This is a genomic window from Microbulbifer pacificus (genome assembly GCF_033723955.1).
In the GTDB taxonomy this organism is placed as follows: Bacteria; Pseudomonadota; Gammaproteobacteria; order Pseudomonadales; family Cellvibrionaceae; genus Microbulbifer; species Microbulbifer pacificus.
On the sequence record NZ_CP137555.1, the window covers coordinates 2,457,969 to 2,483,633 of the forward strand.

Sequence of the window (25,665 nt, forward strand, 5' to 3'; positions counted from 1 at the left end):
GGCAGCACCGCCACCGGGTTTTCTTACAGGGCTTTCTTGGTAGATTCTGGGAGTGAACCGACTTAGCTGGTCCTGTGGCGGCCAAGCACCGGGGATTAGTTTTTGAAACCGCTGTGAATACGTCCCTGTACGCTGCGTCGCAAACATCCCTGTTTGCGACGCTTTCAAAAACTAATCCCCGGCACTCGGCCTTCTATTCGTATTTCTGTACTTCGTTAGTATTTTGTTACTTCGTAGATACTTGGTGTTTTTACTTGTTTCTATTGTTTAGTTGTCGCTTTGGTTTTGCTGCACCAGTTTTATTTCCCGCTTCAGTTCAGAATATTCCTGATGCTGGAAACTGTGGTCGATGGCGCTGTGGATGGTGCTTTCGATTTTTTCCAGGCTGGTGGCCTGCTTCCACGGGATGATGTACAGCACCTTGGGCTGTTCCTGGCTGCCCACAATGGTGGATTCCAGCGTGATCACCTCACCGCCCTCGTCCTGCGCAAAAGCGGAAAACGAAACGGACAGCAGCAATAGTGCAAAAAATTGAATCAGTTTCTGCATGACTTACATTCTCCGTTCCAGATCCACAATCCAGCCCGCCAGCACCTTGTCTTCCGCCTGCTCAATCGCGCGCGCTTCGCGGTAGTGATGCAAGGCCTGTTCCGGTTTGTGCAGGTAGAGATCAAACAGAATGCCCAGGTTGCGGTGCGCCATGGCGAAATCCGGCCAGTGTGCCAGCGCACTTTCATACGCCACACGGGCATCTTCAAACTTGCCCTGGTCACGCAGTAAAACCCCGAGAGAGTTCCACGCGTACACATTCTTTTCATTCGCGGCTACCGCCTGGCGCAGGCTTGCTTCCGCCTGTTCCACTTGCTCAAGCTTCAACTGCACCTTCGACAGGTTCAGCCAGGCACCGGAAAGATGCGGCCACTGGGCCACCACCTGCTGCAGCTCTGTCTCCGCTGCCTGGTACTGTTGCTGACCAAAAAAATCCCGCGCACGCGCGATGGCCTGCTGCGCCTCCGCCGGCACATTGGCGGGTTCCGCGAGATAGGGGTTCGGGCTGACCACGCGCTGGTCATTTTCATCCAGCGCTGGCTCGGCGCCATCGGCGATATCCGGTTGTGTCGGACTACTGCCGCAGGCAGACAGCAGTGCGGCAAGCGTCGCGACAACAGCGAAGCGATATACGTTTTTCATATCAGTAGGCCTCATCACTCCACTCCTCGGTCGACTCCGGCTTGCGGTAGCGCGCTGGCAGCAGGTTTTCCAGGGAGGAGAAGCTGCTCTTCACCCACTTGTCGTACACGCCATCGGCGGTGCGCTGGATATTTGCCTCGTGCAATTCAATCGCCTTCTCCTCAAACGGGAAGGCCTGCTCTTCCAGTAGGATTTCATACTGTTCCAGCTCCAGCGGATTCAGTCCGTTGGGGCGCTGGGAATCCATCAGGTCGCGGCTCAACTGGCGGTAGACTTCCGCCAGGCGGAAGTTGGCGGCAGTGGTGAATTCGGCAATGCCGAAATCCAGCACTTTCTTGTAGTCCGCCACCGTGGATTCCATCGCCTGCTTCTTGTTTTTCAGGCTCTGTTTCAATGGCAGCGTCAGTGTCAGGCGCTCAAAGTGCGCGTAGCTCTGTTCCGCCAGTTCACTCTGGGCGAAGGCGGCGAGATAGCGCCCGCGAGGTTCGGAGACCTTGTTGCCGGACAGGCTCTTGAGCCACAGATTGCGCTCGTTGTGGTTGCCGGCTTTTGCATACAGGGAAACCAGTTGGTACTGGGCTTCCAGATTCTGCAGCGCCGGCTCGCGCCACTGGCGGGTGTACTGGCGATAGGCATCGACCGCTTTTGCGGTATTGCCAGCCTGTTCGTACTGCTCGGCAGCGAGGTAAAGCGAGCTGCGGCGTACCTCCGGGTCGGAATCGTGGTTGGCCAGCGCCATCAGCTCGTCGGCGGCGGCTTCGGGCATATCCATGCCCTGGTAAATGGCCACCGCTTTGGCGGCGAGCGTCGGGGTCAGTTTGTGATCCGGATAATACTGGCGGAAATCTGCCAGTTCGGCTTGTGCCTCGGGCCAGTGCTGCAGTCGCACCAATTGGGTGATGGCGTCGTACTGGGCGGTGGCGGCGATGGCAGAGCGGCCGCTCTGGCGCACCCGCAGCAACAGCGCGATCGCTTCTTCGGTGGGTGCGGCAAATGCCAGGCTGTCGCTGGTGAGCTCGACCTCCTTGAGGATCAGCTCTGCCTGCTTGTAGATGGACGACTGCAAGCGGTCGCGGGTGTTCAGATATTCCGGGTCCGTGGAGGCCATACCGGACAGCAGCTGGGTGTAGGCGTTTTCCGCCGCGGGAAAATCGTCGACTTCAAAATAGCTGTGGCCGAGCAGCAGCAGAATGCTGCGACGCTGTGCCGCATTCGGTGCTGGCTGCCACGCCGCGGCCTTTTCCGCCGCGGCAATGGTTTCCTGGTGGCGGTACTGTTCGAACAGGTTGTGTGCCGCATCCAGCTGCACCGCCAGCGCGCGGTTGTCCTGGGGCCAGGTATCGGCGAAGCGCAGGCCGGTCTCGATTTTGCGATCCAGCCACAGGCTGGCCTGTTCCGGATTCTTCTCCCGCTTGTGGACCTGGTCTGCGATAAGGATGGCGGCGTAGCCGGCTTCGGTAGCCTGTGGCGGAACCGTGCCGGTTTCCTCGGCAAACTCCCAGGCGACCCTGTGGTAGGCCTTGAACGCCAGCACATACTGGCCCGCCTCGCTCAGACTTTCCGCCAACAGGAAAGTAAGTTCGGGGGCTTTCTCATCCTGTGGAAAAGTCTCGATAAATTCGCCATAGAGACTGGCCGCGGCGAGGAACGCCTCGCCGGATTCCCGCAGTGCCTTGTCGGCAACGCGGGGCTGTTTCGCAGCACTGGCCGCTTCCTTGGCCAGCGCCTGGGCGCGGGCGTGATCGAAACGGGCCAGCTCTTCCAGCCAGGGTTTCAGATGGGTTTTCAGCTGTCCGCGTTGCGCATCGTCTGCGGCTTGCCAGTACTGGCTGCGGATTCCGTAGCGGGTGATGAACTCGCGCTTGGCGGGCAACACCTCGCTGGGGAAATTGCCCTGCTGCAGGATGTCCACCGCGCGCACGTGCATCTCCGGTGCCTCGCGGCTCTGCGGGTAGCGCTCCACAAAGGTGAGAAATGTCTGCGCACCATCCCGGTAGCGCTCACTCTCCGCGTACCAGTCGCCGAGGCCCTGATACAGCAGGTGATGGTAGGAGCGGGGACCAGTCTCGGGTTTGAACGTCGCGATCACCTCGGCACCGCCCAGGTAATTAAACCCGAGCGCCAGTACGCGCAGGGTGTCATTGGCGAGGCGGCGCTCGCCCTGCTGCAGTTGTTCCAGTGGACGTTTTTGCGGCTGGGTTTCACCCAGCAAATCGTCCATCAGGGTCAGGAATGTTTCACTGGCGTCCTGGTAGCGCGCGTCCTTGAACTGGCTCCAGCCCAGCATATAGCGGGCATTGCGCGCAAAGGGTGTGTCGCCCTCGGCCAGTACCGCGGCAAAATCCTGTTCCGCCGCGCGGTATTGTTTGCGACCGAAGGCCGCCTCGCCACGGCGGAACAGGGCCTCGGCGATAAACGGGGATTCCGGTGCAGTTTCGACGATGGTTTCCAGCGCTTGCAACGAGCCGCCGGTATTGCCGTCCAGCGCGCGAGCGCGGGCAAGACGGTAGGACAGGTAATCGTCATCGGCGGAGGTCTGCAGCAGTTCTTCGTAGTGGCGCACGGCATTGCCGTAGGCCACCGCCATGGCGGGGTTGTCTGCCTGCAGCTGCTCCAGACGCTCCATTTCCAGATCCGCTAGGCGTAGCTGAATCTGGCGGCGGGTTTTTGGATCGCTGTTGGCCGCCAGCGCTTTTTCGTAGCTGTCGATCAATGCCGGCAGTTCTACCTGCGGCAATTCGATGCTCGGCTCCTCGGGCAATTTACTGACCGGCAAGCGCGCGAGCGTGGTGCCTGGATCGAACTGGCTGGCGCAACCGGCCAGGGTGGCAAGGGAGGCGGCAGTGCAGACCGCCAGGGCTAGCTGTTTGTAGCGATGGCGAGGGCGTACGGATTTCAAGATTGCACCTCGGTCACGGCATCGTCACCGGGCTCGTCAGTATTTTTTTTAAGGGCCTCGACCGGGGCGGGTTGCTCATACTTGCCCTGCATGGCGGCGTCCTGGATGCGCGCGATGGCGAGGCGGGTATGGGCCATGTACTGCTCGACACGGGTTTTGGCACTACTCAGCGCGAGCTGCATATCCTGCCGGATCTGGGCTTCAATAGCGCCGCCGGCGCGCTCGATGGCGCTGTGCTGTTGTGCGAGACGCAGGCCGGCGTCATCCACACTGCCCGCGAGCAGGTTCAGCTGCGGTGCCTCGGCGGCAATGCGCGCAACCTTGCGCTGGCGGCGCCCGGCTTGCTGTAGTTGTTCTTCGAGAGCGGCGATGGCCTTGCGTTTCTGCCACAGGTTGTCGTGATACTGCTCGGAGGCTTGCCACTGCAGAATGCCGCGGGCGCGGGCGAGTGTCTGTTGCTGGTACTTGCCAGATTTTCCGGCGGCGCTCAGGCGTGCGTAGCGTGCCTCGGCATCCCGTAACATCTGCAGATATTCGGCGTCTTCTCCGCCTTCAGTGGCGAGCATCGCGAGCCCGTCCTGCTCGGCTTCGATGCGCGCGAGGGAGGCTTGCAGTTGCGCAAGCTCCTGTTGTGCGAACTGCACCTGCTGGTCGTACTGGGCGCTGTCGTGCTCGCGCACGATATTGACGCGGCGCTGTTCGCGCTCGTCGATCAGGGTGTGGAATTCCGGCAGCCGCTGCTGCCATTGTTCCAGCACCCGCTTCAGCTGGCGCAGGTCGCGCAATTCCGAGAGCTGCAGTTGCAGGCGGTCACTCTGCATCATCTGCAGCAGGTACGGCTGATTCATGCGGATAAGTGCGGGGGTGGCGGCATCTTCCAGCCAGCCGTAGCGACGCAGGTCGATATCCCCATCCACGTCGAGTTCCGCGAACTGCAATTGCGCGGCGGCTCCATGCAGGTTGGTTAGATCGTCCAGCGCCTGCTGGTATTTTTGCTCCGCTTCGCGGTAGGCCTGCAGTGCCAGCTTGGGGCGGTGCATCATTTCGTAGCTGTAAGGCAGCGCCAGCATGGCTTCCTGCACCTGGGGTGACAGCGGGTTGTCGCGGAACAGATAGGCGAGTGCGTCCACCGCCTTCTGGTAATCGCTGCTGTTGACCGACGCCCAACCGAGGCCAAGCAATGCATCCGCAGACCAGGGGGTGTCGAGGCGTACCGCACTGAACTCCTGTGCCGCCTCCGGGAAGCTGCCGTTGATCGCCAGTGCAAAGCCGGCACCGATGCGCGCCTTGTCCCGCAGAATGCGCAGCTCTTCCTCGGTCTGTGCATCGACCTTGGGCTCTGTCAGCTCGTCTTCCACCAGCTCGACGGCGCGGCGGTACTCTGCCGCAGCTTCCGGCAGTTGTTGCTGCCGGGCAAATGCCGCGGCAAGGTTGCTGTGTCCCAGTACTTTTTCCGCGAGCGGCAGATCCGCCATGGCGAGGAGTTGCCGCGCCTGCGGCAGATCACCGCCGCGAATCGCGAGATTGAGCGTGAGGGTGGTCTGGTGCATCGCGCCGGACTTTTCCAGCTGCAGCGCGGCGGTATCCCAGTTCTGGTGACGGTAACTGAGTTCCGCCAGTTTCAGCCAGGCGATTTCCCGGTAGCGGGTGAGGCGTGACTGGTCGCCCTGGGTATCCGCTTTCTGCAGTTGCTGCTCGAACAGCGCCGCAGCCTGTTTCTCCAGGCCGAACGCGAGACTGATACCACCGCGGATCAGTTGGGCGTTGTCGGCGTGATAGCGGATGCCGCCGCGCAGGTCCGAAACCATCAGGGTGCTCAGCGCGTCGAAACTGTCGCCCTGGAAATAGTGGTACAGCGCCGTGCCATAGCGCATATCCTGCGCCTGCTGGAACTTGTGCGCGGGTGCTTTTGTTTCCTGATATTTGCCCTGAACTGCGGGCCGCGACTCGGCATTTTGCTCGACATCACTGTCGGCAAAAACCGGTGCCGTCGCGATCAGTGCGCCGACAATGGCCAGCGCCAGCGCCAGCGCCAGCGCCAGCGCCAACGGCGATCGGGACAGGAATGTTCTGGTGGAGTTGGGAAGCGGCATGGCAATGTCCGGCTCAGGGCGCCGGCCATTCGATCACTTCGAACTCCGGCTGCTGCTTGCCGCCGGAATCGGAAATGCGCAGCTCGATCACCGCGGGCTCGTCGGACTTTTTCAATTCGAGGGTGGCAGCGCGCTTGAACTCCCGCTGTTCAGGGCCGATACCGGTGAAATAGGCGGTGATGGTGTGCTCACCGGATTTCAGATTACCTTTGAACAGCGGCTGGATACCGCCGCGGATCAGGGCCTGCTTCTGGTGATCGGTGTAGAGATGGGTTTCCACCAGTTTGTTGTCGATATGCAACTTGACCGAATCCAGGTCGAAAAAATGACCGACGTCCATGGAAACGTAAACCGCTACCTGGCTCTGCGCCGGGAATAGCAGGTCTTCTTCCAGTACCAGCAAGTCCCTGTTTAGTCTTAATGCTTCTTGCTTCAGGTTTTCCAGGCTATCTGAGGAAAAGTCGGCGTTCTGTGCGGATACGCAGGCTGCGCAGGTCAGGGTCAGGGAGGCGATTAGAGTGCTGAAACGGCGCGGGGAAAACATGATGAAGTCTGGATATCCATTTTCGTTATGTCCCCGGATTATCGCAGGGACCCACATATTCGGTGTGACTCAGTTAGCAATTACTGCTGCAGACCACTACTGAAAAACATCCGGTGATTGGCGTCGATCACAATTGCCTCAAAATTGTGCAATTGTTCGATCAGTGCCAGTCCCCGTTGCTTGCCGAGCACGAAAACACTGGTGGAAAGCGGATCTGTATCGAAGCCCTGGGGGCCGATGATGCTCACGCTGATCAGCTTGTCCTGGTCGCTGCCTGTATCACCAGTATCGGTTTCCGTTGGCTGGCCTGTTGCCGGGTTGAAGATATGGTGTACCCGGTGATCGTCGTCGTCGATGAAAAAACGCTCATAGTCGCCCGAAGTGGAAATGGCGGTATTTTCCAGCGGAATTACCGCAGCATTTTTGCTGCGGTCGCGCGGGTGGCGAATGCCGATCAGCCAGGGTTTGCCGCGCTTGTCGCCCAGCAGGCGCGCATCGCCGCCGGCGCTTACGCTGGCATTTTGCACCCCGAAGCTTTGCAGAATGGAGACTGCGCGATCTACGGAATAACCCTTGGCGATACCGCCCAGGTCAATTTTTGTGCGCGGATCTCGGAACACCAGAGTTTGTTGTTTCGAATCGAGTTCGACATGGCGGAAATTTACCGCCGGCAACAGTTCGTCGGTGATCTTCTGATCGGCCTTCTGACCCTTGCGGAAATCGTACAGGCTGCCGAGCGTGGCGAAGGTGATATCAAACGCACCGCCGGTCTTGTCGCTGTAGTACAGCGACTTCTGGATAATATCCGCCAGTTCCTGCGAAATTTTGACCGCGCCCTTACCCGCTTCGCGATTAACCCGGGAAAGCTCACTGTCTTCTTTATAGGGCGACAGCGCGGCATCGATGCGGCGGAACTCGTCCATTACCGCGTGGCTGATTACGGGCGCCCTGCTGTCGTCGTCAACCCAGAACTGCAGGTGCACCTCGGTGCCCATGATTGCCTGTTTGTCGTAGTGCCAGTCGGCGTGACTTGAACTGGTCGCAAACAACGCGGCAATGAAAAAGAATATTCGCACCGGGTACATCGCTCTCTGTTATCGAATCGGCGCAAACGCCGTCAGGCTGTCCATCAGGCTGGCATTGCCGAGGCCGTGGTTGGGGAACAGGCTGGCAAAACTGCCCTGTTCCCCATGCAGCGCCATGTAGTTCAGCACCACGGTTTGCACCAGCTGGTTGACGTTATTGGCCGCCGGGCTGCCTGCGGTTTCCACATCGCCGGACGCGCGCATGTAACCGATCTGCTGGTGCCGGACCTGTTCATCTGTTGTGCCGCCGAGCAACTGCGGGCGGCCGGCGGGATTGTAAACCAGGAAATAGGAGGCAGCGGTCTGCTGGTTGTCGCCGGTCCATACGCCTTTGCCGCGTCCCTGTGCGGAATCGTCCACCATGCCGTTACTGAATACCGAGCCGTCGCTGAAGACATAGATCATCAGCGGTTGGCCGACGCGTGCGGCGTATTCCAGGCAGGCGCCGATACAGCGGCCCGCGCGCAGATCGCGGATTTCGCCGGTGGCGCGGTCGCCGGTGTGGTAGTCGTAACCGCCCATGGTGATGGTGCCGGCACCGGCGTAGCCATTGACCACGAGCTTCATGGTGGAGGCGGTTTTCTGGAATTCGCGATCGCCGAAAAATTCATCGGAAGAAAAAATTCCACCGGGGCCGACAATATCCGGGTCCAGCGCCGGGTCCAGCGCGCTGGGGTTACCGAAGCGGTCGGCGAGATCGGCGCTCTTCATATAACCGCACTTCACCAGGTCCTTGATCACCGCGTCGTTACTGACCCGGGTGTTGACCTTGCCGAGCTTGGCGTTGGAGATGCGGTACATGGATTCCATCACCGCAACGGTATCTTCCTGGCTGAGCAGGCCAACCAGATCGCCAACATCCACCAGGCCGGTTACATCCGAGGGGCGGTCGATTTTGGTCGGGCGCACTTCCGGGTTGATCAGGTCCATGGGCGCCATGGAGTTGCCGCCGGATTCACTGGTCTGGGAACCGATCAATGCAAGTAGCGAGCCATTGGCACCGGCGCGGTTGATACCGTACATGGGGTTGTGCGGATTATTGCCGGTGTCGTTTTCCGAGCGCGCCGGGATCACCGCGCCGTTGATGGCGCCGGCGGTACCCGGGGCAACCTTCTCCAGGATGCCGCGCAGCATCTGGCTGTCGCTGTGGAAAGCAAGGCCGAGGTCGGTATTGATAAAGGAGTTGCCGGCGGCGTCGGTAACGGACGGCGCCATATCGCCGGGCAGGCCCTGTTTGCTGTAGCCGGAAGTGCTTAGGAAATCGAGCTGGCCACCCTGCTTGCCCACCAGCACGTTGGAGCCGGCAATATTGGCACCGCCGGCGAGGTCAAAGCAGATAAACGGGATTTTGCCGGCGCCGTTGGCACTGACCCCGCAGAGGGTGCGCATGGCTTCGAGATCCGGAGACAGCGCAGCGTGGGCCGTACGCGGGTTGGCAAACAGACTGAAAACCGAACCGCCCAGTACGGTGGCGATACCAGCGCGGAAGCCCTGGCCGAGAAAATCCCGACGGCTCACCGGCCGGTGGTGGTCCGGGTGGCGCAGCGGCTGATCCAGTTCGAAATGTTTTTTCTTGCTCATTGCTTCAGTTCCCGAGAGCGTAAGCGCCGGTTATCAGTGAATCAAAATCATTGCGCTGCCCATGGCCGCGGCGCAGGTGGCCTTGACCGTGGTGGGCGTGCGATCGGCGCTGCAGCTGCTGCCGCAGGCGGTCATGGTGTCGATCAGGCCGTTCAGCTCGGCGCGCACGGTGCTTTCATCCGGTGCAGTTGCCAGCTGCGCGGTGTGTCCGCCGATGGCCGCGGGCCAGGTGATCGGGCGGCCGAGGAGATTTTCCAGCAGTGGATCGATGATCTGTGCGCGCTTGGCGTCACTATCAAATGCACTCGCCGCACTCGCGCTGAAATCGAACCCGGGGAAATAGCTCGCGCGCTTGGCGGTGTCGTCCACCAGGGTGCTGCAGTATTTCACCGCGAGCTGGGTGATGCCCATCTGCTGTGCCGCGAGGAAACCGCGCACATCGGCTTCCACCGGCAGCTGCTGTTTGACCTTTTCCCAGGTGTCCATCACCGCCGGGTGCGCGCTGGAAATGCCCGTCGCCGCAGACAGGGCCGCATGGATCTGCTCGAAACGGCGGATGCCAATGCGCGGTTGCGGGGTTAGGTCTGCGGGTGCCGCGGGCAGTGCGGGTGTGGCTTCCACGCGCACAAATTCCTCGCTGCCGAGACGCTCGAAGGTGAGGAAAAACTCATCCGAGGTAGGACCCTTTTCCAGGGAAATGATGGTGCCGAGCGGTGACAGCTTCTGCCCGCTCGCCGGATCGTACTGGCCGGCGGTGACGGTGGTATCGAGGTTGGCCCAGGCCTGCCCCACCACGGCCTCGCGACCGTTGATGCCGATGCGCATACCCTGGATCACCACGCCGTCCGGAGTCACGCCGTCTTCCAGGGTGATGAATTTCGGTGCGCTGAACAGGTAACCGTGGTTGTCGTACTGCTGCACCTCGAACATCACGTAGCCCTGGGGCACATTGGTCTGCTCTTCCACCTTGAACAGCAGCAGGTATTTCTCGCCGACGCCCGCTTCATAGTTGCTGAGGATGTCGTCCTGACTGAGCGCGCGCGAGTGAATCGCCAGCAGGCGGATGGAGCCCGCCCAGGCAAATTCATTGGAGGCTTCACTGCCGAGTACCAGTGCGAAGGTATCGTCCCAGGTGGACAGCAGTCCCGGCGCCACCGGATCCGCATCGCCGGTAAATTCGCCATTCACATACAGGCGGCGGCCATTGATCGGGTCGAACGTTGCCACCACATGCTGCAGCGTTGCCTGCACTCGCTCGGCCATGTCGTCGGTGATCAGCGCGGGCAAACCGTCGGCGTTGGTGCTGGCATCGTTGCGGTTCTGGAAGGTGTAGTTGTACATCGCCTGGCCGAGGGTGAAATTGCGGATGCTGTTGCCACCGGAGTAGCTGACGATCCGCGCCGGGCCTTCCTGCACCACATTGGCGGGCGCCACCCAGGCCTCGATGGAGAATTCACCGGTGCCGCTCAGGGTGTCGAACAGGCGCTTGCTGGTGGCGGTGGCCGCCTGGGCCTTGCCGCCGTTCAGCTGGATGCCCCAGGAGCCGAGCCATTCCACATCGCCGGAGAGGTTCAGGTCGATGGCCGGGTTGATACCGGAGGTGTCGTAAGCGGTGGTGCCACTGCCGGTTTTGAATTCGTACAGGGCGATGGCGTTGTTCTCGATGCGCCCGCCGCCGCTGGCGACAACGCCGTCGGTGAGGAACAGCGCTTTGCTGGTTACCCACGCCGGGTCTACCTCGGTAACCGCGATGCCGTTGACGAAATTGCGGATCGCCGCGGCCATGGTGTCGGCGTTGTCAGCGCAGTCGCTCCAGCAGTTGTGGTGCTCTGCGTCCAGCCGCACCACAAAGCGGGAGTTTTCCGGATTGTCCAGATCCATCCGCGCCTTGGCGTTCTCGTAAGCCTGGTCCACATCGCTACTGGCGAAATAGGGCTGCTGCTGTGCGGTTTCCCCGCTTTCGCTGTGGCAGGCAGAACAGTATTCCGTGAGTAGCGGGTAAACGGTGGTGGCAAAGTTGCCGCTGCTGGCGGGGAAGCTTTTGCTCGCTCCGACTTCGCGCTCGGGCGGCGGTGTCAGGGTAATGGTGCTGACCACCGAGCCCGCAGCCGCAGCCCACTCCTCGATGTAATTGGTGATGATTTCCGCACAGGCATCGGGGCTGGCGAGCCAGCAGTTGTGACCGCTGGCCACCTTGGTGACAAAGCGGGAGTCCGCCGGGCTGCCGAGATTGACCAGCTCGCGGCCTTCGCCGTGGGCGAGGTTGATGTCGTCACTGCGCACGAACCGCGGGCTCTGGTTGCCCTGGATGTGGCAGCTGCCACAGCGGTTTTCCGCCGCCAGGTTGTCCCAGATATAGCGTTTGTAATTCTGCACGTCTTCGCTTTCCGGCGCCGGCCCGGAATAGCTGGTGTCACCGGTGTCCGGATTGGTATTCGGCAACTCTTCCGTGGACTGGCCGCTGCCGCCAGAGCAGGCCACCAGTAACGCCGATGCGAACACGCTCGACAGCAGTACCGTCCTGCGCAGGTGCGGGCGCGCAAACAGTGCGCTTAAGCGCAGTTGGATTTGTGCGGTTTTGGTTTTCATCTGGTTATTCTCCCGCACAGTAAACCGCGGCATCCGCATAGACCTGCTTCAGCCTGTAGCCATTGCCGGTAAAACTCGCGGTGATGTTGTCGATCTGGTTGCGATCCTGCTGGTCTTCCGGTGCACGCAGGCACACCTGTTCGAACACCTTGGTGACCTGGCACTGGGCGAAGGCCTCACTGTTGGCCAGTTCGCGTCCCATGGACTTGGCGCCGTTGCCGGAACCGGGCAGTGCGCTGCTCCAGCCCAGGTGCATGTTGGGGCCCTCGCGCCAGTAGTTGTCCCACTTGTCATCGGGTATCACAAAACCGTAGGCAAAGGTTGCGCTGTTGATGTGGTTCTTGGCCTTGACCCGGGTGCCGGTGGCTGGATCGGTCTGCCCGGCACCGTTGTAATCGAGGTGGCCGTTTTCGCCGGTAGGATCGTTGTCCACGTCGTACACGTAGTCGTAATAGGCAAAGGCCTGGGCCATTGGGTCCATGCCACTGTGGCAACCGATGCAGCTGTTCTGGAACACGCGGCTGTCACCGCCGGGGCTGCGGCTGACGTCCTGGCGGATGCGGTCCGGTGGCCTCGAGGTGTCGTGTACCTGCTCCAGATCGCGGCACAGGTGGTTCATCAGGGTGAAGCGGAACATGGCACGGTTGGTGCCAGCGTAGAAGAACGCCTTGGCGCCGCCGCGGGTGGTGATGACGCCGGCGGTGGCCTCGCTGGGCAGTCCGGTGACGGATGACTGGGTTTTACGTTCGAGTGCGGTCTGCAGCGGGTAGCCGCTGTTTTCCAGTTCGACGTAGTGATTGTTGTTGCTGTTGCTGTACGCGGGCAGGCCGAGGCCGGAAGCGCCGGTGTACAAAATATCGCCGGAGAGAATCTCGCGGAAGTCCTCATCGTCGCGCACCATGCCGATTACGGTCGCGGTGTAATCGTTCAGCGGGGCGAAGTTGTCGCCGTCGCGGCTGGTCCAGGGGGTGACCAGGTTTTTCAGGGTCACGTTGTAGAATGCATCGCTTTGCATCGCCAGGTAGGCGGCGTCACCCGCCTTGTCCGCGGCGATAAGTTCAGCCATCTGCGTCAGTGTTGCCACGCTGGGCTTCACACCGGTGATGCGGCTGTGAATCTGCGCGGCCTGTTCTTCCGGGCCGGCCAGCGCGGGCTGCGCAAGGGAAGCGCCGATACTGGTAATCGCTGCGAGCAGCAGGCGCGCAGGGGGCGATTTTATTTTCATGGTGCTTTTCGCGTTTGGGTTCTCACTGCACATTTTTACCTGCGCAGTTTTTTATGTCTTGTAACCGGTGATCGATAGTAAGTTACGCGCAAAATTTCGCCAGCGGCAAAAATTTAAACCGTGTTGTGGTTGGCAAAAATCGTGTGCGTGACTTGAGGCAATTGCCTTCTGTCGCGAGAATTCGGAAGAATGCCACTGGTGAATATCGCCAGACACGAGTCCAGTTATCCCGCGGTCACCAAGGTAAGTGAGTACTGAGAAACCGGCGGGAAAGAGGAATTTTTCTTGAACGATTTTTGTACGTTTTTCGCGCGCGCGAGACGCCTTTCCATAAGCTCTCTGCTGTCCCCAATCGCACCCCTGGCGGTAGCGGTGCTCGCCGGATGTTCCGGCGGCAGTGGTGGCTCCGGGCTCGGCGGTGGCGAGCAGGCGGAAGATCCGGTGGTGGTGGATTACCCGGTGGTCTATGTGCGCCGTACGCTCAATCGCGACGAAGACGGCGTGTTGATGGGCAGCGATATCTATGCGCCCTCGACCTTCAATCCCGGGGCGGAACTGGTGTTGCGGGATCGTGCCACTGCCAGTGCCCCGGAGCGGGTGTTGACCACGGACCTGTTCGTCAGCGACGAGGCGGCCGGCATCGTGTTCGAAGGCGGCTATGACGTGAAAGATCTGGCGGTCTCCCACGATGGCAAAACCCTGGCGTTTGCCATGCGCGCGCCGAATATCGAGGGGCTGGATGACGACGAGCAGCCGAGCTGGAACATCTGGCTGTACGATTTTGCATCAGCTGAGCTGAAGCGCGCGATCCCGTCCGACCTGATCGCCGAGGAGGGCGACGATATCGCCCCCGCATTCCTGCCCGACGGTCGTATCGTGTTTACCTCCACCCGCCAGCGCCGCTCCCGCGCGCTGCTGCTCGACGACAACAAACCGCAGTTTTCTGCGTTGGCGGAAGATCTCGAAGAGCCCGCTTTTGTGTTGCATGTGATGGAGCAGGACGGCAGCAATATCCGGCAGATCTCCTACAACCAGAGCCACGATCTTTCCCCCACGGTGCTCGCCAGCGGACGCGTTCTGTTCAGCCGCTGGGACAATATGGGCACACTTGACCGGCTCAGCCTCTATACCGTAAAGCCGGATGGCACCGACCTGCAGTTCCACTACGGCTATCACAGCCAGGCCACCGGCACGAGCGCCGACCCGCAAAGCGGTCCGGTGCCGGCGGCGTTCAGCAAACCCCAGCAGATGCCGGATGGGCGCATCCTGGTCACCCTGCGCTCGCCGGAGGGAATTACCTACGGCGGCGACATGGTGGTGATCGACGCGGAGAATTTCACCGAGGCCTACAGCGAACCGGAACAGCAGGGTGTGCTGCAGGGGCAGGAATCCCTCTCCGTCGAACAGGTCATCACCGACGGCGGTCTCTCCCCGCACGGCCTGTTCGCCAACGCCTGGGCCTTCCACGACGGTACCAGCCGCCTGCTGGTGAGCTGGAGTGAGTGTCGGGTGATCGACCCGGCAACGGAACTACCGCAGCCATGCACCGACGACTGGCTGGCGACGGAGGGGATCGTCCCCGCCGACCCGCTCTACGGTCTGTGGATTTACGACTATAAAGAGGGCACCCAGCGCCCGATTATCCAGCCGATAGAGGGCCAGATGATTTCCGAGGCGGTTACCGCCGATACCCGTCCGGTACCGGCGTTTATTCCCGAGCCGATACCCGGTATCGATATCGACCGCGACCTGTACGACGCAGGGCTCGCGATTCTGGATATCCGCAGCGTGTACGACTTCGACGGCGTTGCCGCGCTGGATATCGCCGCGGTTGCAGATCCGCTGCAGACCTCTGCCGCCGAGCGCCCGGCGCGTTTCCTGCGGGTGGTCAAGGCGGTGGGGATTCCGGATCGCGATACTCTGGATTTTGACCGCGCCGCGTTCGGCCGCAGTCGCGCGCAGTTGATGCGGGAGATCATCGGCTACACCCCGATCCAGCCGGACGGCTCGGTACGGGTAAAGGTTCCGGCCGATATGCCGCTCGCGATTTCCGTGGTGGATGCCAACGGCCGCCGTATCGTCGGTCGTCACAACAACTGGCTGCAGTTCCGCGCCGGTGAAATCCGCAAGTGCCAGGGGTGTCACAGTCGCGACAGCGAAGTGGCCCACGGTCGCACCGACAAAGAACCCGCTTCCGTCTGGGCCGGCGCCCCGACAAGCGGTGCGCCCTTTGCCAATACCGAGCCTGCGCTCAGCGCGAACATGGGTGAGACCATGGCACAGCTGCTGGCTCGGATTGCCGGCAATCCGTCGCTGGAAGGGGACCTGAAATTTTCCGATCAGTGGACCGACCCGGCGCTGCGCGCCAAAGACCCGAGCAGTGCGCTGCTGATGAGCGAACTGCAAACCCCGGTGCCGACCAGCGTCGCCTGCCAGAGCACCTGGAGTGCCGACTGTCGCAGCGTTATCCACTACCCCACGCATATCCAACCGATCTGGGATCTGCCGCGACAGCTCACCGACGACCTTGGCAATGTGCTGGAAGACCACACCTGCACCGGTTGCCACAGCAACCGTGATGCCGCGGGTATGTCCCAGGTGCCACCGGGGCAGCTGGATCTGCGCGCGGATCAGTCCGGGGTCAATACCAACTTCAGCACGTCCTATGTCGAACTGGTTTTCGACAATCCCACCGAGGAGCTGCGCGATGGTGCGGTTCAGAACGTGCTGGTGCAGGACACCGACGACAACGGCAATCCTCTGTTCGAGGTGGATGAAAATGGTGATCTCGTTCTCGATTCTGATGGTAACCCGATTCCTGTTATGGTGACGGTGAATATTGAGCGGATCATGAATACCGCCGGTGCCAACGCCAGTCGCTTCTTCAGTGTGTTTGCAGCGGGCGGTGTGCACGAAGGTGAGTTGTCCGCGGCGGAATTGCGTTTGATTTCAGAATGGCTGGATATCGGTGCGCAGTATTACAACAACCCCTTTGATGCACCGGTCAACTGAAGTATGACAAGGCTTTCGAAAAAAAAAGCCCCTGAGCTGGCGCTGCTTGTTGCCGGCGCTTTGTTCGCCGCGCAGGCAGGCGCGGCGGACCAGGACAAAAAACAATCTGTTACCGAGAGCTTCACCGCCAACCAGTTCGGTGAACGCCTACCGCAAAACCTTCCTTTCGATACCGAGCAGGTCATCGTCGGGGCGGAATATCTCAATCTCTACACCGGTCCCGGTCGCGGTTATGTGATCGACCATGTGGCGGAGTACGGCGAGCCGCTGTGGCTGCTGAAGCGCCGCACCGACTGGGTCAAGGTGATGACCCGCACCGGCAAAACCGGTTGGGCAAGAATTGCCGAGCTGGATGAGATCGTCACCCCGGATGGCGAAGCGGTGGCGGTACCCACTCCCGGCATCGACGACTATCGCGAGCAGGGTTTGCGGGTCGGATTCGTCTACGGCGATTTCGAGGGTGCCAACTCGCTGGGGGTGTCTGTCGGTTATCGCTTTACCGATAATATTTCCGCAGAACTGCGCGCAGCGCAGACCATCGGTGCCTACTCCGACAGCCAAACCTACCAGGTGGCGCTGCTGCACCAGCCGTTCCCCCAGTGGCGGATCTCGCCATACTTTCTGCTCGGCACCGGGATCAATATCACATCCCCCAACGCCACCATCGTCGCCACCGAAGATCGCCAGGACAGCACCATGCTCACCGGCGTCGGTGTGACCACCTATTTATCCCGCCGCTTTGCCCTGCGCGCGGAAGTTGCCAATCATTACCTGCTCACCTCGCGGGAAACCAATCAGGAGATAGTCGAATGGAAATTGGGATTCGACGTATTTATGTAAAACTCGCCTGCGCGCTCTCCCTCGCCGGCTTTTCCGCGGTAACCCTGGCCCAGGGCGATGAGGTGATCGACGAGATCATTTCCCCGGATCTGGAGCGCCGCGAAATTCACGAGGCGAAGATCGACAGCGAGGACTTCGAGTTCACCGTCTACCTGGGCGGTGTTCTGAGCATGGAAGATTTCGGTACCAACCGCATGATCGGCGGCAGTCTCGCTTATCACATCAGCGAAGACTTTTTCATGGAGGCTGGCTACGCGCAGTCGGAGCTGGGGCTTTCCAGCTACGAAAGGCTCAGCGGCAGCGCGCCGCTGCTCACCGACGACGAGCGCGATCTCTCCATGTACAACCTGTCGCTGGCCTGGAATTTTCTGCCGGGTGAAATTTTCATCCTCGACCGCTGGGCGCTCAACAGCAACCTGTACCTGATCGGTGGTATCGGCAACACCAGCTTCGCGGATGAGGAGTATTTCACCTACAACGTGGGTGTCGGCATCCGCATGCTGGCGCAGGATTGGCTGGCGCTGCGATTTGACGTACGGGATCACATTCTTGAGCACGAGATCTTCGGTGAGCCGCAGAATGCCAATAATATTTCTGCCCAAATGGGCGTTTCGATCTATTTCTGAAGATTGAATCGACAATAACAAAACGCAAAAAAAACCGGAGAATTCCATGCGCAACTTTATCGCCGCAATCTGCGCCAGTGCCGCCCTGCTGGTGGGCGCGCCCGCATCGGCCAATGTTCCCGCCGCCAACTTCACGCTCGCCTCGCTTAAAAATGGCAACCTGAAACTGAGCGAACAGCGCGGCGAAGTAATCATGCTCAACTTCTGGGCCTCCTGGTGCGGTCCCTGCCGCGAGGAAATGCCGCTGCTTAACGACCTGCACGCGCGCTACGAATCCGTGGGCTTCAAGGTGTGGGGTGTGAACGTGGATGCCAACCGCGAAGACGCGCAGGCGATGCTGAACAAGATCCCGGTGGATTTCCCGGTGCTGTTCGATTCCGAGAGCAGTGTGAGCAAACTGTTCGGTGTGGAAGCCATGCCGAGCACCGTGTTCATCGACCGCGACGGCAATGTGCGCTATGTGCACAAGGGCTACCGCAGTGGCGATGAGGCCGAGTACAAAAAAATCATCAAGGAACTGATCCGGGAATAAACCATGATCAAGCGCGTGCTGCAGTCGTTACCGCTGCTGACTATTTTCTCGTTCCTTACTGGTTGTGAAACCATGATGCCGGAGCCCTGGGTCAAACCTTACGAACGGCACTACCTCGCCGACCCGATCATGAGTTTCGAGCGGGATCCAGTGGCGGTGGGGTATATGAATCACGTGTACGAAGCGCGAGAAGCCGCACGCGGAGCAGAAGGTGGTTCGGGAGGCGGTTGTGGCTGTAACTAACTGCAGAAAAATTTTCGGCGCGCTTGCGCTTTCCCTGTTTTCTGCCTGGGCCACTGCTGCGGTGTTGCCGGAAGAGCGCGCGGACACCATGTACCACTCCTACAGTGGCGGCGGTGTCACCATCGATGGTCCCTCGGTGCTGGTGCGCAAGAATATTGGCAACTCGGTTTCGCTGTCGGCCAACTATTACGTGGACATGATTTCCGGTGCCTCCATTGACGTGCAGGCCACCGCCAGCCCCTATTCCGAACAGCGGGATGAGTTTTCTCTGGGAGCGGACTATCTGGTGGACAAGACCACCATGAGTCTCAGCTACACCAATTCCAGCGAAGACGATTACCAGGCGGAAACCGTGGGGTTCGGCATCAAGCAGGATTTCTTCGGCGACCTCAGCACCCTGTCCATGCGCGTGAGCCTTGGTAGTGACGACGTGATGCGCAACGGCGATGACAATTTCCTTGAGCAGGCGGAGCACCGCCGCTACGCCCTCGGCTGGAGCCAGATCCTCACCACCAAACTGATCGCCGAGCTGAGCGTGGAAACCGTGGCGGACGACGGTTTTCTGAATAATCCCTACCGCAGCGTGCGCTATCTCGACCCGACCTCTGGTACCGGCTTCAGCTATCAGGCGGAGCTCTATCCCACCACCCGCAACAGCGACGCGGTGGCACTGCGGGCCAAATACCGGCTGCCGTACCGCGCCGCGATCAAGAGTGAATACCGCCGCTACGCCGACAGCTGGGGTATTGATGCGGACAATCTGGAATTCCGTTACACCCATCCACTGGAAACAGAAGACCTGATTCTCGAGGGCAAGCTGCGTTTCTATCAGCAGACCGGCGCGGACTTTTACAGCGACCTGTTCCCGTATGTGAACGCCACCAGCTTTCGCGCCCGCGACAAGGAGCTGAGTGATTTCAGCAGCACCGCGATCGGCATCGGCGCCTCTTACCAGTTGCCGGAGCGCTGGTCCCTGTTTGATCGCCGCAGCAGCATCAATCTCTACTGGGATTACATGATGTTCGACTACGATAACTTCCGCGACGCGCGCGCGACGCAGGCGCTGCCTGGCGAGGAGCCCACCTACAGCTTCAATGCCCATGTGGTCAGGCTATTCTGGTCCATGTGGTTCTGAGCGGGCCAGACTGCGCAGAAAATGATTGTCAGGGGCCGCAAAGGCCCCTAAAGTCGCCGCCCCCGAGGTGAGCCTATGCCGCAAATGGTCGTATATTTGATCTAAGCTCTTCTCTCCAATCGCTGCGCACTGCCGCCGCAGTGATCGGGTTTCCCACAAATTCCCCGGATAGTCCCATGCTCAGTTACCGCCACGGTTTTCACGCCGGCAACTTTGCCGATGTGCTCAAGCACTGCGTGCAGATGGAAATCATTTCCTACCTGCAGAAAAAAGACACGCCGTTTGACTATATCGATACCCACGGCGGCGCCGGACTCTACAGCCTCGGCTCGGAAATGGCGCGCAAGAACAGCGAGTACATGACCGGTATCGGTAGGCTTTACAACCATTGCGACCTGCCCGGTTTGCAGGATTATCTGGCACTGATTGCCGGCCTGAACCAGGAGGGTGGCCTGAAGTTCTACCCGGGGTCGCCGCTGATCGCCGCGGAAATGCTGCGGGCCCAGGACAAGGCCTGGCTGTTCGAGCTGCACCCGGCAGACGCGGAGCACCTGCGCAAAAACCTCGCCCGCCAGCGCCAGTGTCAGGTGCGCGAGGAAGACGGCTTCAAGGGCCTGTCAGCATTGCTGCCCACGCGCTCGCGCCGTGCGCTGGTACTGATCGACCCACCCTACGAACAGAAGGACGACTACCAGCGTGTGGTGGATGCGCTGAAGCTGATCCACCGCAAAATGTCCAACGCCATCACCGCACTCTGGTACCCGGTGGTGGACCGCCACCGTATCGATGCGCTGGAAAAGCAGCTGGTGGCTTCCGGTATTCGCAATATCCAGTTGTTCGAACTGGGCGTGCGGGCCGATGAGGCGGGCCACGGTATGACGTCTGCCGGCATGATCGTGGTGAATCCACCCTGGACCCTGCGCGGCCAGATGGAAGCGCTGCTGCCACCGCTGGCAGCGGAGCTGAGCGCCGATGGGGCCAGTCACTACCGCTGTGAGACGCTGGTTGCGGAATAGCTTGATGTGAAATGAAAAAGCCCGGAATTCTCCGGGCTTTTTATTAGCGGCTCAGGGCAGGATGGAAATCAGTCCTTCCAGAACTGCCACCATTTCTTGCTGTGCTCTTCGCGTGCAGCCTGGCCCTGCTCGGAACCTTTATCCAGCTCCTTGCGCTCCTGCTCCATCTTCTTGTCCAGCTGCTTCTCTTTGCCTTTCAGCTTTTCTTCGGGCTGCTTGTCTTCCGGCATCTTTCCGTCAGGCTTGCGCGCCATTTTGTCCATCTTCTTGCCGTCGTGCTGGCCTTCAGCTTGTTCACGCTTGGCTTTCTTTTCCGCAAACGCGCGCTTCTCTTCTTCGTTCAGGCGGTAGGGCTCGGCCTTTGCCTGCGCCTGTTCACTGGCATTGTGCTCTTGGTGCGCTTCCATTTGCGCGTGTTCATGCTTGCTCTTGTCGGTAGCTGCGGGGCTGTCGGCCAGTGCCGGTGCAGCAACAGCAAGAGCGGTGATTGCGGCGAGAAGGGTTTTGTTCATGGAGACACCTTATCTTTGTGAGGGGTAGATGGTGAACAGTTTGCCTTGTTCAGACTGAATTGTTTCTGAACAAGGTCACGAATTATTGGATGCTGAATACCAATCGCGCGGCGAGCCCAAGTAGCAGCACACCAAATACCTGCTGCAGGCGGTGGGCGGCGTTTGCACTGAGCCAGCCACGCCCGCTGCCCAGGGTCACCAGCAGGGCAACCAGTGAATACCAGATTGCGTCGATACCGGCAGCCAGGCCAGCCATGCCAAGTTTGGTGCCGAGCATTTGCTCGGCCGAGACGAACTGGCTGAACAGCGCGGTAAAAAAGACCGCAACCTTGGGGTTGAAGAATGCGATCCCGAAGCCCTGCAGTGCCGCTCGCGAAGTGGAAACGAACTCTGGCGTCGGGTTGTTCGTCGCCGCGTTGCTCGGGGCGGGAGCGCGCAGGGCCTTCCAGCCCAGATACACCAACATGGCAGCTCCACCCCACTGGAGAATGGCGAACAGCATGGGTATATGTGTGACCAATACGGCCAGGCCGAAGGCGGTCAGGCACGCATAGAGCGCGACGGCCCCGCCGTGGGCAACGGCGCACGCCAGCCCCTGGCGGGGACCGGCTGCAGCACAGCGCAGCACAATCAGCAGGCTCGGCCCGGGGCTCATGGCACCCAACGCACAGATTCCCGCCAGAGTCAGCCAGGAGAGCATATCCATCAGAAGCCACCTCCCTGTTCCAGCCATTCCCGCTCCGTAGTGGTCGATTCACGGCCGAGCGGCCCATTGCGATGGGGATAGCGCCCGAATTCGTCGATGACTTTCTGGTGGGCAAGGGCGTATTGATAGAAGCTCTCGGCCTTGGCGGCGCCACTGGCGCCGTCGGGATAATCCATGCGCAGGCGGTTGAAATAGTCCACGGAGCGGCGCTGTATGTGCTCGCTCTCGGCATGTTCCAGCGGCATACCGAGAAAAGCTCGCTGGAATAGCCCCAGCCGAAGGTCATCACCCCTCTCGATCACCGCGAGAGCGACTTCCAGAGCTAATAAGTCTCCTGTAAATGCGCGCGCGCTGCCCCGGTAGACGTTTCGCGTGAACTGGTCACACACAAGCACCAGCGCCAGTTCACCGGCCAGGGATTCCCGCCAGCTGTGCAGTTCGCCGGCGATGGCAGATTCCACCAGATGTCCGAATCGCTCTTCAATCTCCTGATCAAAGGCCTCATCGCGGGTAAACCACAGTTGCTGATGCTTTTCATCTGCCGGTGCTTCCAGCTGATCTGAGCCAAACCAGAACTGCAGTATTTCAGAGGGGGTAGCCATGGGTTCTCCCAATTATTTTCACCACTGCATGCAAGTGGCGGCGATAGGGTATTCTCCCCATTATTAAACGACAGCAACAGCAGAGTTTTCTGGTAATTCCTAAACCAAAGAAAAATTCACTGAAATAGCGATTTCTAGCCGATGAACGACAGCACATACACAGGTCCATTATTTATCGGTTGGGATGTTGGTGGTTGGAACTGCGACCGCAATGCCAGCAGCCGTGATGCCTTGGTTGTGCTGGATAGGGAGCGAAACATACTGGGACAGCCATGGCGCGGCAACCTTCGCCAGTCGATCAATGAGGCCACTAATACGCAGGAGTGGATACAGGCACTTCTGAAATACTGTCAGGTTGAAGTTGCCGGCAGTCCAGAATCGGTAATCTTGGCGATCGACACACCACTGGGTTTTTCGCAGGCCTTCCGCTCGCTGATTTCCGGTCAAGGGGCGGCTGGATCTATAGAAGCATCGGCTGACAACCCCTACCTGTTCCGTCACACCGAGCGGATATTATTTCAGCGCGGCTTGAGGCCTCTCTCTCCGGTCAAGGATATGATCGGCAGCCAGGCCACCAAGGGCATGCATACGCTGGCCCGCTTCGCACCTACGAATCCGTCTGCAGGTGTCTGGACCAACAGCAGCAACCTTACTGCGTTCGAGGCTTACCCCGCGGCCTGCAAGCCGTCGTCACTCGTGCGTGAAATGCTGCAACCCTACCGCCACATGCCGGCCACTAATCAGATAGATACTTGGGAAACCAAGGGGTTTGGTTATGGAATTGACCATGAAGACAAGCGCGATGCATTGCTCTGTGCTCTGGTGGCGTGGCTCTTTCAATTTCAGCCTGACGCCCTATTCCAGCCTGATGCAGAAACACCACAAGGCGAGGGCTGGATTTTTGTGCCTTGTGATGCTTTGACCGCAGGTTAGCGATCGCGCTAACGAGCATTGACGGTAAATCCCGCATATATCCGACATTCACATGCGACATATCCTGTCGTACGCCTAAATGCCGTTCATAAGTACGATTGCTCGGGAAATATACAATTTGGGCGGCATAAAGTAAGTGCCTGTACAAATATTGCTCGATAAATTACACACGCTCTCGCCATCGTTTAAAGCGGTGACAAATAGCCGTTTATCCGTTAATTTTTCGCAGGTAAATCGTGATGGTGTTCTCGGTTTTTGGATTGGCCGATAGCTAAGTGCTCAATCCGCTCGATTCCTGGTTGCGGCAGCGTACAGAGGACGCGACTAAGGATCTGATAGTTCCAAAGTTAAAAATAAATTAGAAGAAGAAAAGCTCCATCCATGAATATCAGTGACTACTTCTCCAAGGTGCTTCAGGCGCCCCTTAAAAACATTCAGTGGTCCTGGGGCGCTGAAAATGAAAAGGCCGTTTTTCTGCGCAGCTGGGTACCCGAATACGATGGGCGCCGCGTGTATGTACTCGGCGATCGGGATGATTACGGAAGTCCCGGATACCGCGAGCGAATTCAACATATTGAGTCGATCAAGTCGGGTATGCCTGGGTTTGTTGTGCTTCTGGAACCCCAGGATCCAACGGCTGAAAAATGGATAATAAAACGCTTTGAAGAGAAGGTTTACCCGATCAAGGGCTTTGAAAAGGAAGCCGATGAATGGTTTGCGGTGCTTGCCGACGGCGTTGAGGTTGCAGAGGCCAACGGTTTCAACCCGGTCGAAGAACTGCAAAAACTTATGCAGTGCAAAGCTGCAGAGGTGATCCAAAAGGCAGCCAAATCGTGGAAGCTTATTGGAATAAAAGATGAAAATGCCATTTTTAAACACCCGAGCAAATTGACCCGATTAATCGTGAATATAAATACGGGTGAGTACCTTCGGACCTGAATTTCCGGAGTTGAATCGACTGCGAGATATTCGTCTGGTCGACAACCGGCGGTCTATCGCTTTAGTGGTGAACAAATTCTGAGCAATAAAATCTACGTTTCTGTTCGCCCGACTTAGCTGTGGACCACAACAGCAACACTCCACTGATTAAGTGCAGCTAGATTAAGAAGCGACGAATAAGGCCTGAAAATGTACCAAATCGACAAATCTGCCAACCGTATCTTCCCACTGCAAGAACGGAAATTTTCGGAGCTGGGCTTCCGGGAGCGAGATCATTTGCAGGAGTGGATTGCTACGAATCCGGAAGTGCTCGGTGAGGAGTTGCTGATTATCCAGAAGGAGTTCGACGGTTTCGACGAAACCAGAGAGCGCCTCGATCTGTTAGCCCTGGATAAGCAGGGTCACTTGGTGGTGATTGAGAACAAGCTTGATGATTCGGGTCGCGATGTCACCTGGCAGGCCCTCAAGTACGCCTCCTACTGCGCTGGGCTCACCAAAAGTCAGATTGTCGCTATCTACCAAAAGTACTTGGACAAATATGAGGGCGGGGACAATGCCCAGCAGCGCCTGGCAGATTTCTTCAACGAATTCGAGTTTGACGAGCTTATCCTCAACCCCGGTTCGGATCAGCGCATCATTTTTGTCGCGGCCAATTTCCGCCGCGAGGTCACCTCCACTGCGCTGTGGCTAATGGAACACCGCATTCGTATCCAGTGCATTAAGGCGGTGCCCTTTGCCATGGGCGACCAGCTGTTGCTCAAGCTCGATCAGATCATCCCGGTAAAGGAGGCCGAGGAATACATGATCGGCATCAGTGAGAAGAAGCAGGAAGAGCAGTCCAACGAGCGCACCGTAGCCAACCGTCATCTAGCCCGGGAGAAATTCTGGAGAGTGTTTATCGACACTGTGCGCGAGAGCGACTGTCGTCTGTACGACAACGTTAATCCTAGCAAAGATGGTTGGAGCAGCACCGGATCGGGGCTGAGTGGTGTGGTCTACATCGTGGTATTTGGTCGCAACTGCATGCGAGTGGAATTTGTCATCGCGCGGAGCAGCCAGGAAGAAAACAAATACTTGTTCGACAAGTTGGCAAGTCGCCGTGAAGAGCTCGACTCAAAATTCGGCGCACCGCTGGACTGGGAGCGCCTGGACAATAAAAAGGCCTGTCGAATCAGCTATGAGGCCCCGGCCGACGGCTTCAACTCCGACGAATGGCCCCGTATTGCCGCCTGGCTGACAAGTCACATATCCCGGATCGAAAAAACCTTCCGGCCAGAAATTCCGAACCTGAAAAACCTACTGGCTCTGCGGCAGGAAGAGGTTGAGGAAGGAATCTAAGGTCAAATTGCCCTTGATTTAATT

Annotated in this window: 22 protein-coding genes; 10 read left to right on the forward strand and 12 right to left on the reverse strand. The window is 59.2% G+C overall.

Going from position 1 to position 25,665, the window contains the following annotated elements:
- Positions 1-267: 267 nt before the first annotated feature.
- The 9 genes from R5R33_RS10650 to R5R33_RS10690 all read right to left on the reverse strand — a co-directional run bounded on the left by R5R33_RS10650 (position 268) and on the right by R5R33_RS10690 (position 13,207).
- A complete protein-coding gene (locus tag R5R33_RS10650) occupies positions 268-549 on the reverse strand; it encodes a hypothetical protein (protein WP_318952682.1) in 282 nt (93 codons plus the stop codon).
- Between the two features lie 3 nt (positions 550-552).
- Complete coding sequence (locus R5R33_RS10655; protein WP_318952683.1) at positions 553-1,191, reverse strand: tetratricopeptide repeat protein; 639 nt, start codon at positions 1,189-1,191, stop codon at positions 553-555.
- A 1-nt stretch (position 1,192) separates the two neighbouring features.
- Positions 1,193-4,090, reverse strand: a complete 2,898-nt coding sequence (locus tag R5R33_RS10660; protein ID WP_318952684.1) for a tetratricopeptide repeat protein — start codon at positions 4,088-4,090, stop codon at positions 1,193-1,195.
- On the reverse strand, positions 4,087-6,183 hold the full coding sequence (locus R5R33_RS10665; protein WP_318952685.1) for a hypothetical protein: 2,097 nt from the start codon (positions 6,181-6,183) through the stop codon (positions 4,087-4,089). Before R5R33_RS10665 ends, R5R33_RS10660 begins: the two co-directional genes overlap by 4 nt.
- Positions 6,184-6,196: 13 nt before the next feature.
- The gene (locus R5R33_RS10670) at positions 6,197-6,727 is read right to left on the reverse strand and encodes an AraC family transcriptional regulator (RefSeq protein WP_318952686.1); all 531 of its coding nucleotides are present in this window, start codon (positions 6,725-6,727) and stop codon (positions 6,197-6,199) included.
- Between the two features lie 80 nt (positions 6,728-6,807).
- Positions 6,808-7,803, reverse strand: coding sequence for an FAD:protein FMN transferase (locus R5R33_RS10675; RefSeq protein WP_318952687.1), 996 nt, complete (start codon positions 7,801-7,803; stop codon positions 6,808-6,810).
- A gap of 18 nt (positions 7,804-7,821) precedes the next feature.
- Positions 7,822-9,393: a hypothetical protein gene (locus tag R5R33_RS10680; protein ID WP_318952688.1), complete on the reverse strand. Its 1,572-nt coding sequence runs from the start codon at positions 9,391-9,393 to the stop codon at positions 7,822-7,824.
- A 33-nt stretch (positions 9,394-9,426) separates the two neighbouring features.
- Positions 9,427-11,982 carry a LamG domain-containing protein gene (locus R5R33_RS10685; RefSeq protein WP_318952689.1) on the reverse strand — a complete coding sequence of 852 codons (2,556 nt, stop codon included), beginning with the start codon at positions 11,980-11,982 and terminating at the stop codon, positions 9,427-9,429.
- A 4-nt stretch (positions 11,983-11,986) separates the two neighbouring features.
- Positions 11,987-13,207 (reverse strand): hypothetical protein, encoded by a 1,221-nt coding sequence (locus R5R33_RS10690; RefSeq protein WP_318952690.1) that lies wholly within the window; start codon positions 13,205-13,207, stop codon positions 11,987-11,989.
- Between the two features lie 285 nt (positions 13,208-13,492).
- On the opposite strand from R5R33_RS10690, the gene R5R33_RS10695 reads away from it, so the two are divergent.
- The 7 genes from R5R33_RS10695 (at position 13,493) to R5R33_RS10725 (ending at position 20,611) form a co-directional block, all read left to right on the forward strand.
- A complete protein-coding gene (locus tag R5R33_RS10695) occupies positions 13,493-16,219 on the forward strand; it encodes an HzsA-related protein (RefSeq protein ID WP_318952691.1) in 2,727 nt (908 codons plus the stop codon).
- Positions 16,220-16,222: 3 nt separating this feature from the next.
- Positions 16,223-17,059 carry an SH3 domain-containing protein gene (locus tag R5R33_RS10700; RefSeq protein ID WP_318952692.1) on the forward strand — a complete coding sequence of 279 codons (837 nt, stop codon included), beginning with the start codon at positions 16,223-16,225 and terminating at the stop codon, positions 17,057-17,059.
- Positions 17,029-17,685 carry an outer membrane beta-barrel domain-containing protein gene (locus R5R33_RS10705; RefSeq protein WP_318952693.1) on the forward strand — a complete coding sequence of 219 codons (657 nt, stop codon included), beginning with the start codon at positions 17,029-17,031 and terminating at the stop codon, positions 17,683-17,685. The genes R5R33_RS10700 and R5R33_RS10705 overlap by 31 nt, the downstream gene beginning before the upstream one ends.
- Before the next feature lie 46 nt (positions 17,686-17,731).
- Positions 17,732-18,217, forward strand: a complete 486-nt coding sequence (locus tag R5R33_RS10710) for a TlpA family protein disulfide reductase (protein ID WP_318952694.1) — start codon at positions 17,732-17,734, stop codon at positions 18,215-18,217.
- A gap of 3 nt (positions 18,218-18,220) precedes the next feature.
- The gene (locus R5R33_RS10715; protein ID WP_404810362.1) at positions 18,221-18,460 is read left to right on the forward strand and encodes a DUF4266 domain-containing protein; all 240 of its coding nucleotides are present in this window, start codon (positions 18,221-18,223) and stop codon (positions 18,458-18,460) included.
- Entirely contained in the window at positions 18,447-19,595 is a 1,149-nt protein-coding gene (locus R5R33_RS10720; protein ID WP_404810363.1) for a DUF3570 domain-containing protein, read from the forward strand. Before R5R33_RS10715 ends, R5R33_RS10720 begins: the two co-directional genes overlap by 14 nt.
- 176 nt (positions 19,596-19,771) lie before the next feature.
- Positions 19,772-20,611, forward strand: coding sequence for a 23S rRNA (adenine(2030)-N(6))-methyltransferase RlmJ (locus tag R5R33_RS10725; RefSeq protein WP_318952695.1), 840 nt, complete (start codon positions 19,772-19,774; stop codon positions 20,609-20,611).
- Positions 20,612-20,679: 68 nt separating this feature from the next.
- Here the strand turns inward: R5R33_RS10725 and R5R33_RS10730 are convergent, their stop codons facing one another.
- From R5R33_RS10730 to R5R33_RS10740, 3 genes are all read right to left on the reverse strand, one after another.
- The gene (locus R5R33_RS10730; RefSeq protein ID WP_318952696.1) at positions 20,680-21,123 is read right to left on the reverse strand and encodes a hypothetical protein; all 444 of its coding nucleotides are present in this window, start codon (positions 21,121-21,123) and stop codon (positions 20,680-20,682) included.
- A gap of 82 nt (positions 21,124-21,205) precedes the next feature.
- Positions 21,206-21,829 carry a LysE family translocator gene (locus R5R33_RS10735; RefSeq protein ID WP_318952697.1) on the reverse strand — a complete coding sequence of 208 codons (624 nt, stop codon included), beginning with the start codon at positions 21,827-21,829 and terminating at the stop codon, positions 21,206-21,208.
- A complete protein-coding gene (locus R5R33_RS10740; RefSeq protein ID WP_318952698.1) occupies positions 21,829-22,431 on the reverse strand; it encodes a DUF924 family protein in 603 nt (200 codons plus the stop codon). Before R5R33_RS10740 ends, R5R33_RS10735 begins: the two co-directional genes overlap by 1 nt.
- A 141-nt stretch (positions 22,432-22,572) precedes the next feature.
- On the opposite strand from R5R33_RS10740, the gene R5R33_RS10745 reads away from it, so the two are divergent.
- The 3 genes from R5R33_RS10745 to R5R33_RS10755 all read left to right on the forward strand — a co-directional run bounded on the left by R5R33_RS10745 (position 22,573) and on the right by R5R33_RS10755 (position 25,641).
- On the forward strand, positions 22,573-23,364 hold the full coding sequence (locus tag R5R33_RS10745) for a hypothetical protein (RefSeq protein WP_318952699.1): 792 nt from the start codon (positions 22,573-22,575) through the stop codon (positions 23,362-23,364).
- A 381-nt stretch (positions 23,365-23,745) separates the two neighbouring features.
- Positions 23,746-24,303, forward strand: coding sequence for a hypothetical protein (locus tag R5R33_RS10750; protein ID WP_318952700.1), 558 nt, complete (start codon positions 23,746-23,748; stop codon positions 24,301-24,303).
- Positions 24,304-24,492: 189 nt separating this feature from the next.
- Positions 24,493-25,641, forward strand: coding sequence for a DUF4268 domain-containing protein (locus tag R5R33_RS10755; protein ID WP_318952701.1), 1,149 nt, complete (start codon positions 24,493-24,495; stop codon positions 25,639-25,641).
- The last annotated feature ends 24 nt before the right edge of the window (positions 25,642-25,665 follow it).

Bases quoted from the DNA above. Each gene is read 5' to 3' on its own strand.
- R5R33_RS10650 (WP_318952682.1), bottom strand. From the start codon at position 549: ATGCAGAAACTGATTCAATTTTTTGCACTATTGCTGCTGTCCGTTTCG.
- R5R33_RS10655 (WP_318952683.1), bottom strand. From the start codon at position 1,191: ATGAAAAACGTATATCGCTTCGCTGTTGTCGCGACGCTTGCCGCACTG.
- R5R33_RS10665 (WP_318952685.1), bottom strand. From the start codon at position 6,183: ATGCCGCTTCCCAACTCCACCAGAACATTCCTGTCCCGATCGCCGTTG.
- R5R33_RS10670 (WP_318952686.1), bottom strand. From the start codon at position 6,727: ATGTTTTCCCCGCGCCGTTTCAGCACTCTAATCGCCTCCCTGACCCTG.
- R5R33_RS10680 (WP_318952688.1), bottom strand. From the start codon at position 9,393: ATGAGCAAGAAAAAACATTTCGAACTGGATCAGCCGCTGCGCCACCCG.
- R5R33_RS10685 (WP_318952689.1), bottom strand. From the start codon at position 11,982: ATGAAAACCAAAACCGCACAAATCCAACTGCGCTTAAGCGCACTGTTT.
- R5R33_RS10690 (WP_318952690.1), bottom strand. From the start codon at position 13,207: ATGAAAATAAAATCGCCCCCTGCGCGCCTGCTGCTCGCAGCGATTACC.
- R5R33_RS10700 (WP_318952692.1), top strand. From the start codon at position 16,223: ATGACAAGGCTTTCGAAAAAAAAAGCCCCTGAGCTGGCGCTGCTTGTT.
- R5R33_RS10705 (WP_318952693.1), top strand. From the start codon at position 17,029: ATGGAAATTGGGATTCGACGTATTTATGTAAAACTCGCCTGCGCGCTC.
- R5R33_RS10710 (WP_318952694.1), top strand. From the start codon at position 17,732: ATGCGCAACTTTATCGCCGCAATCTGCGCCAGTGCCGCCCTGCTGGTG.
- R5R33_RS10715 (WP_404810362.1), top strand. From the start codon at position 18,221: ATGATCAAGCGCGTGCTGCAGTCGTTACCGCTGCTGACTATTTTCTCG.
- R5R33_RS10725 (WP_318952695.1), top strand. From the start codon at position 19,772: ATGCTCAGTTACCGCCACGGTTTTCACGCCGGCAACTTTGCCGATGTG.
- R5R33_RS10730 (WP_318952696.1), bottom strand. From the start codon at position 21,123: ATGAACAAAACCCTTCTCGCCGCAATCACCGCTCTTGCTGTTGCTGCA.
- R5R33_RS10735 (WP_318952697.1), bottom strand. From the start codon at position 21,829: ATGGATATGCTCTCCTGGCTGACTCTGGCGGGAATCTGTGCGTTGGGT.
- R5R33_RS10740 (WP_318952698.1), bottom strand. From the start codon at position 22,431: ATGGCTACCCCCTCTGAAATACTGCAGTTCTGGTTTGGCTCAGATCAG.
- R5R33_RS10745 (WP_318952699.1), top strand. From the start codon at position 22,573: ATGAACGACAGCACATACACAGGTCCATTATTTATCGGTTGGGATGTT.
- R5R33_RS10750 (WP_318952700.1), top strand. From the start codon at position 23,746: ATGAATATCAGTGACTACTTCTCCAAGGTGCTTCAGGCGCCCCTTAAA.
- R5R33_RS10755 (WP_318952701.1), top strand. From the start codon at position 24,493: ATGTACCAAATCGACAAATCTGCCAACCGTATCTTCCCACTGCAAGAA.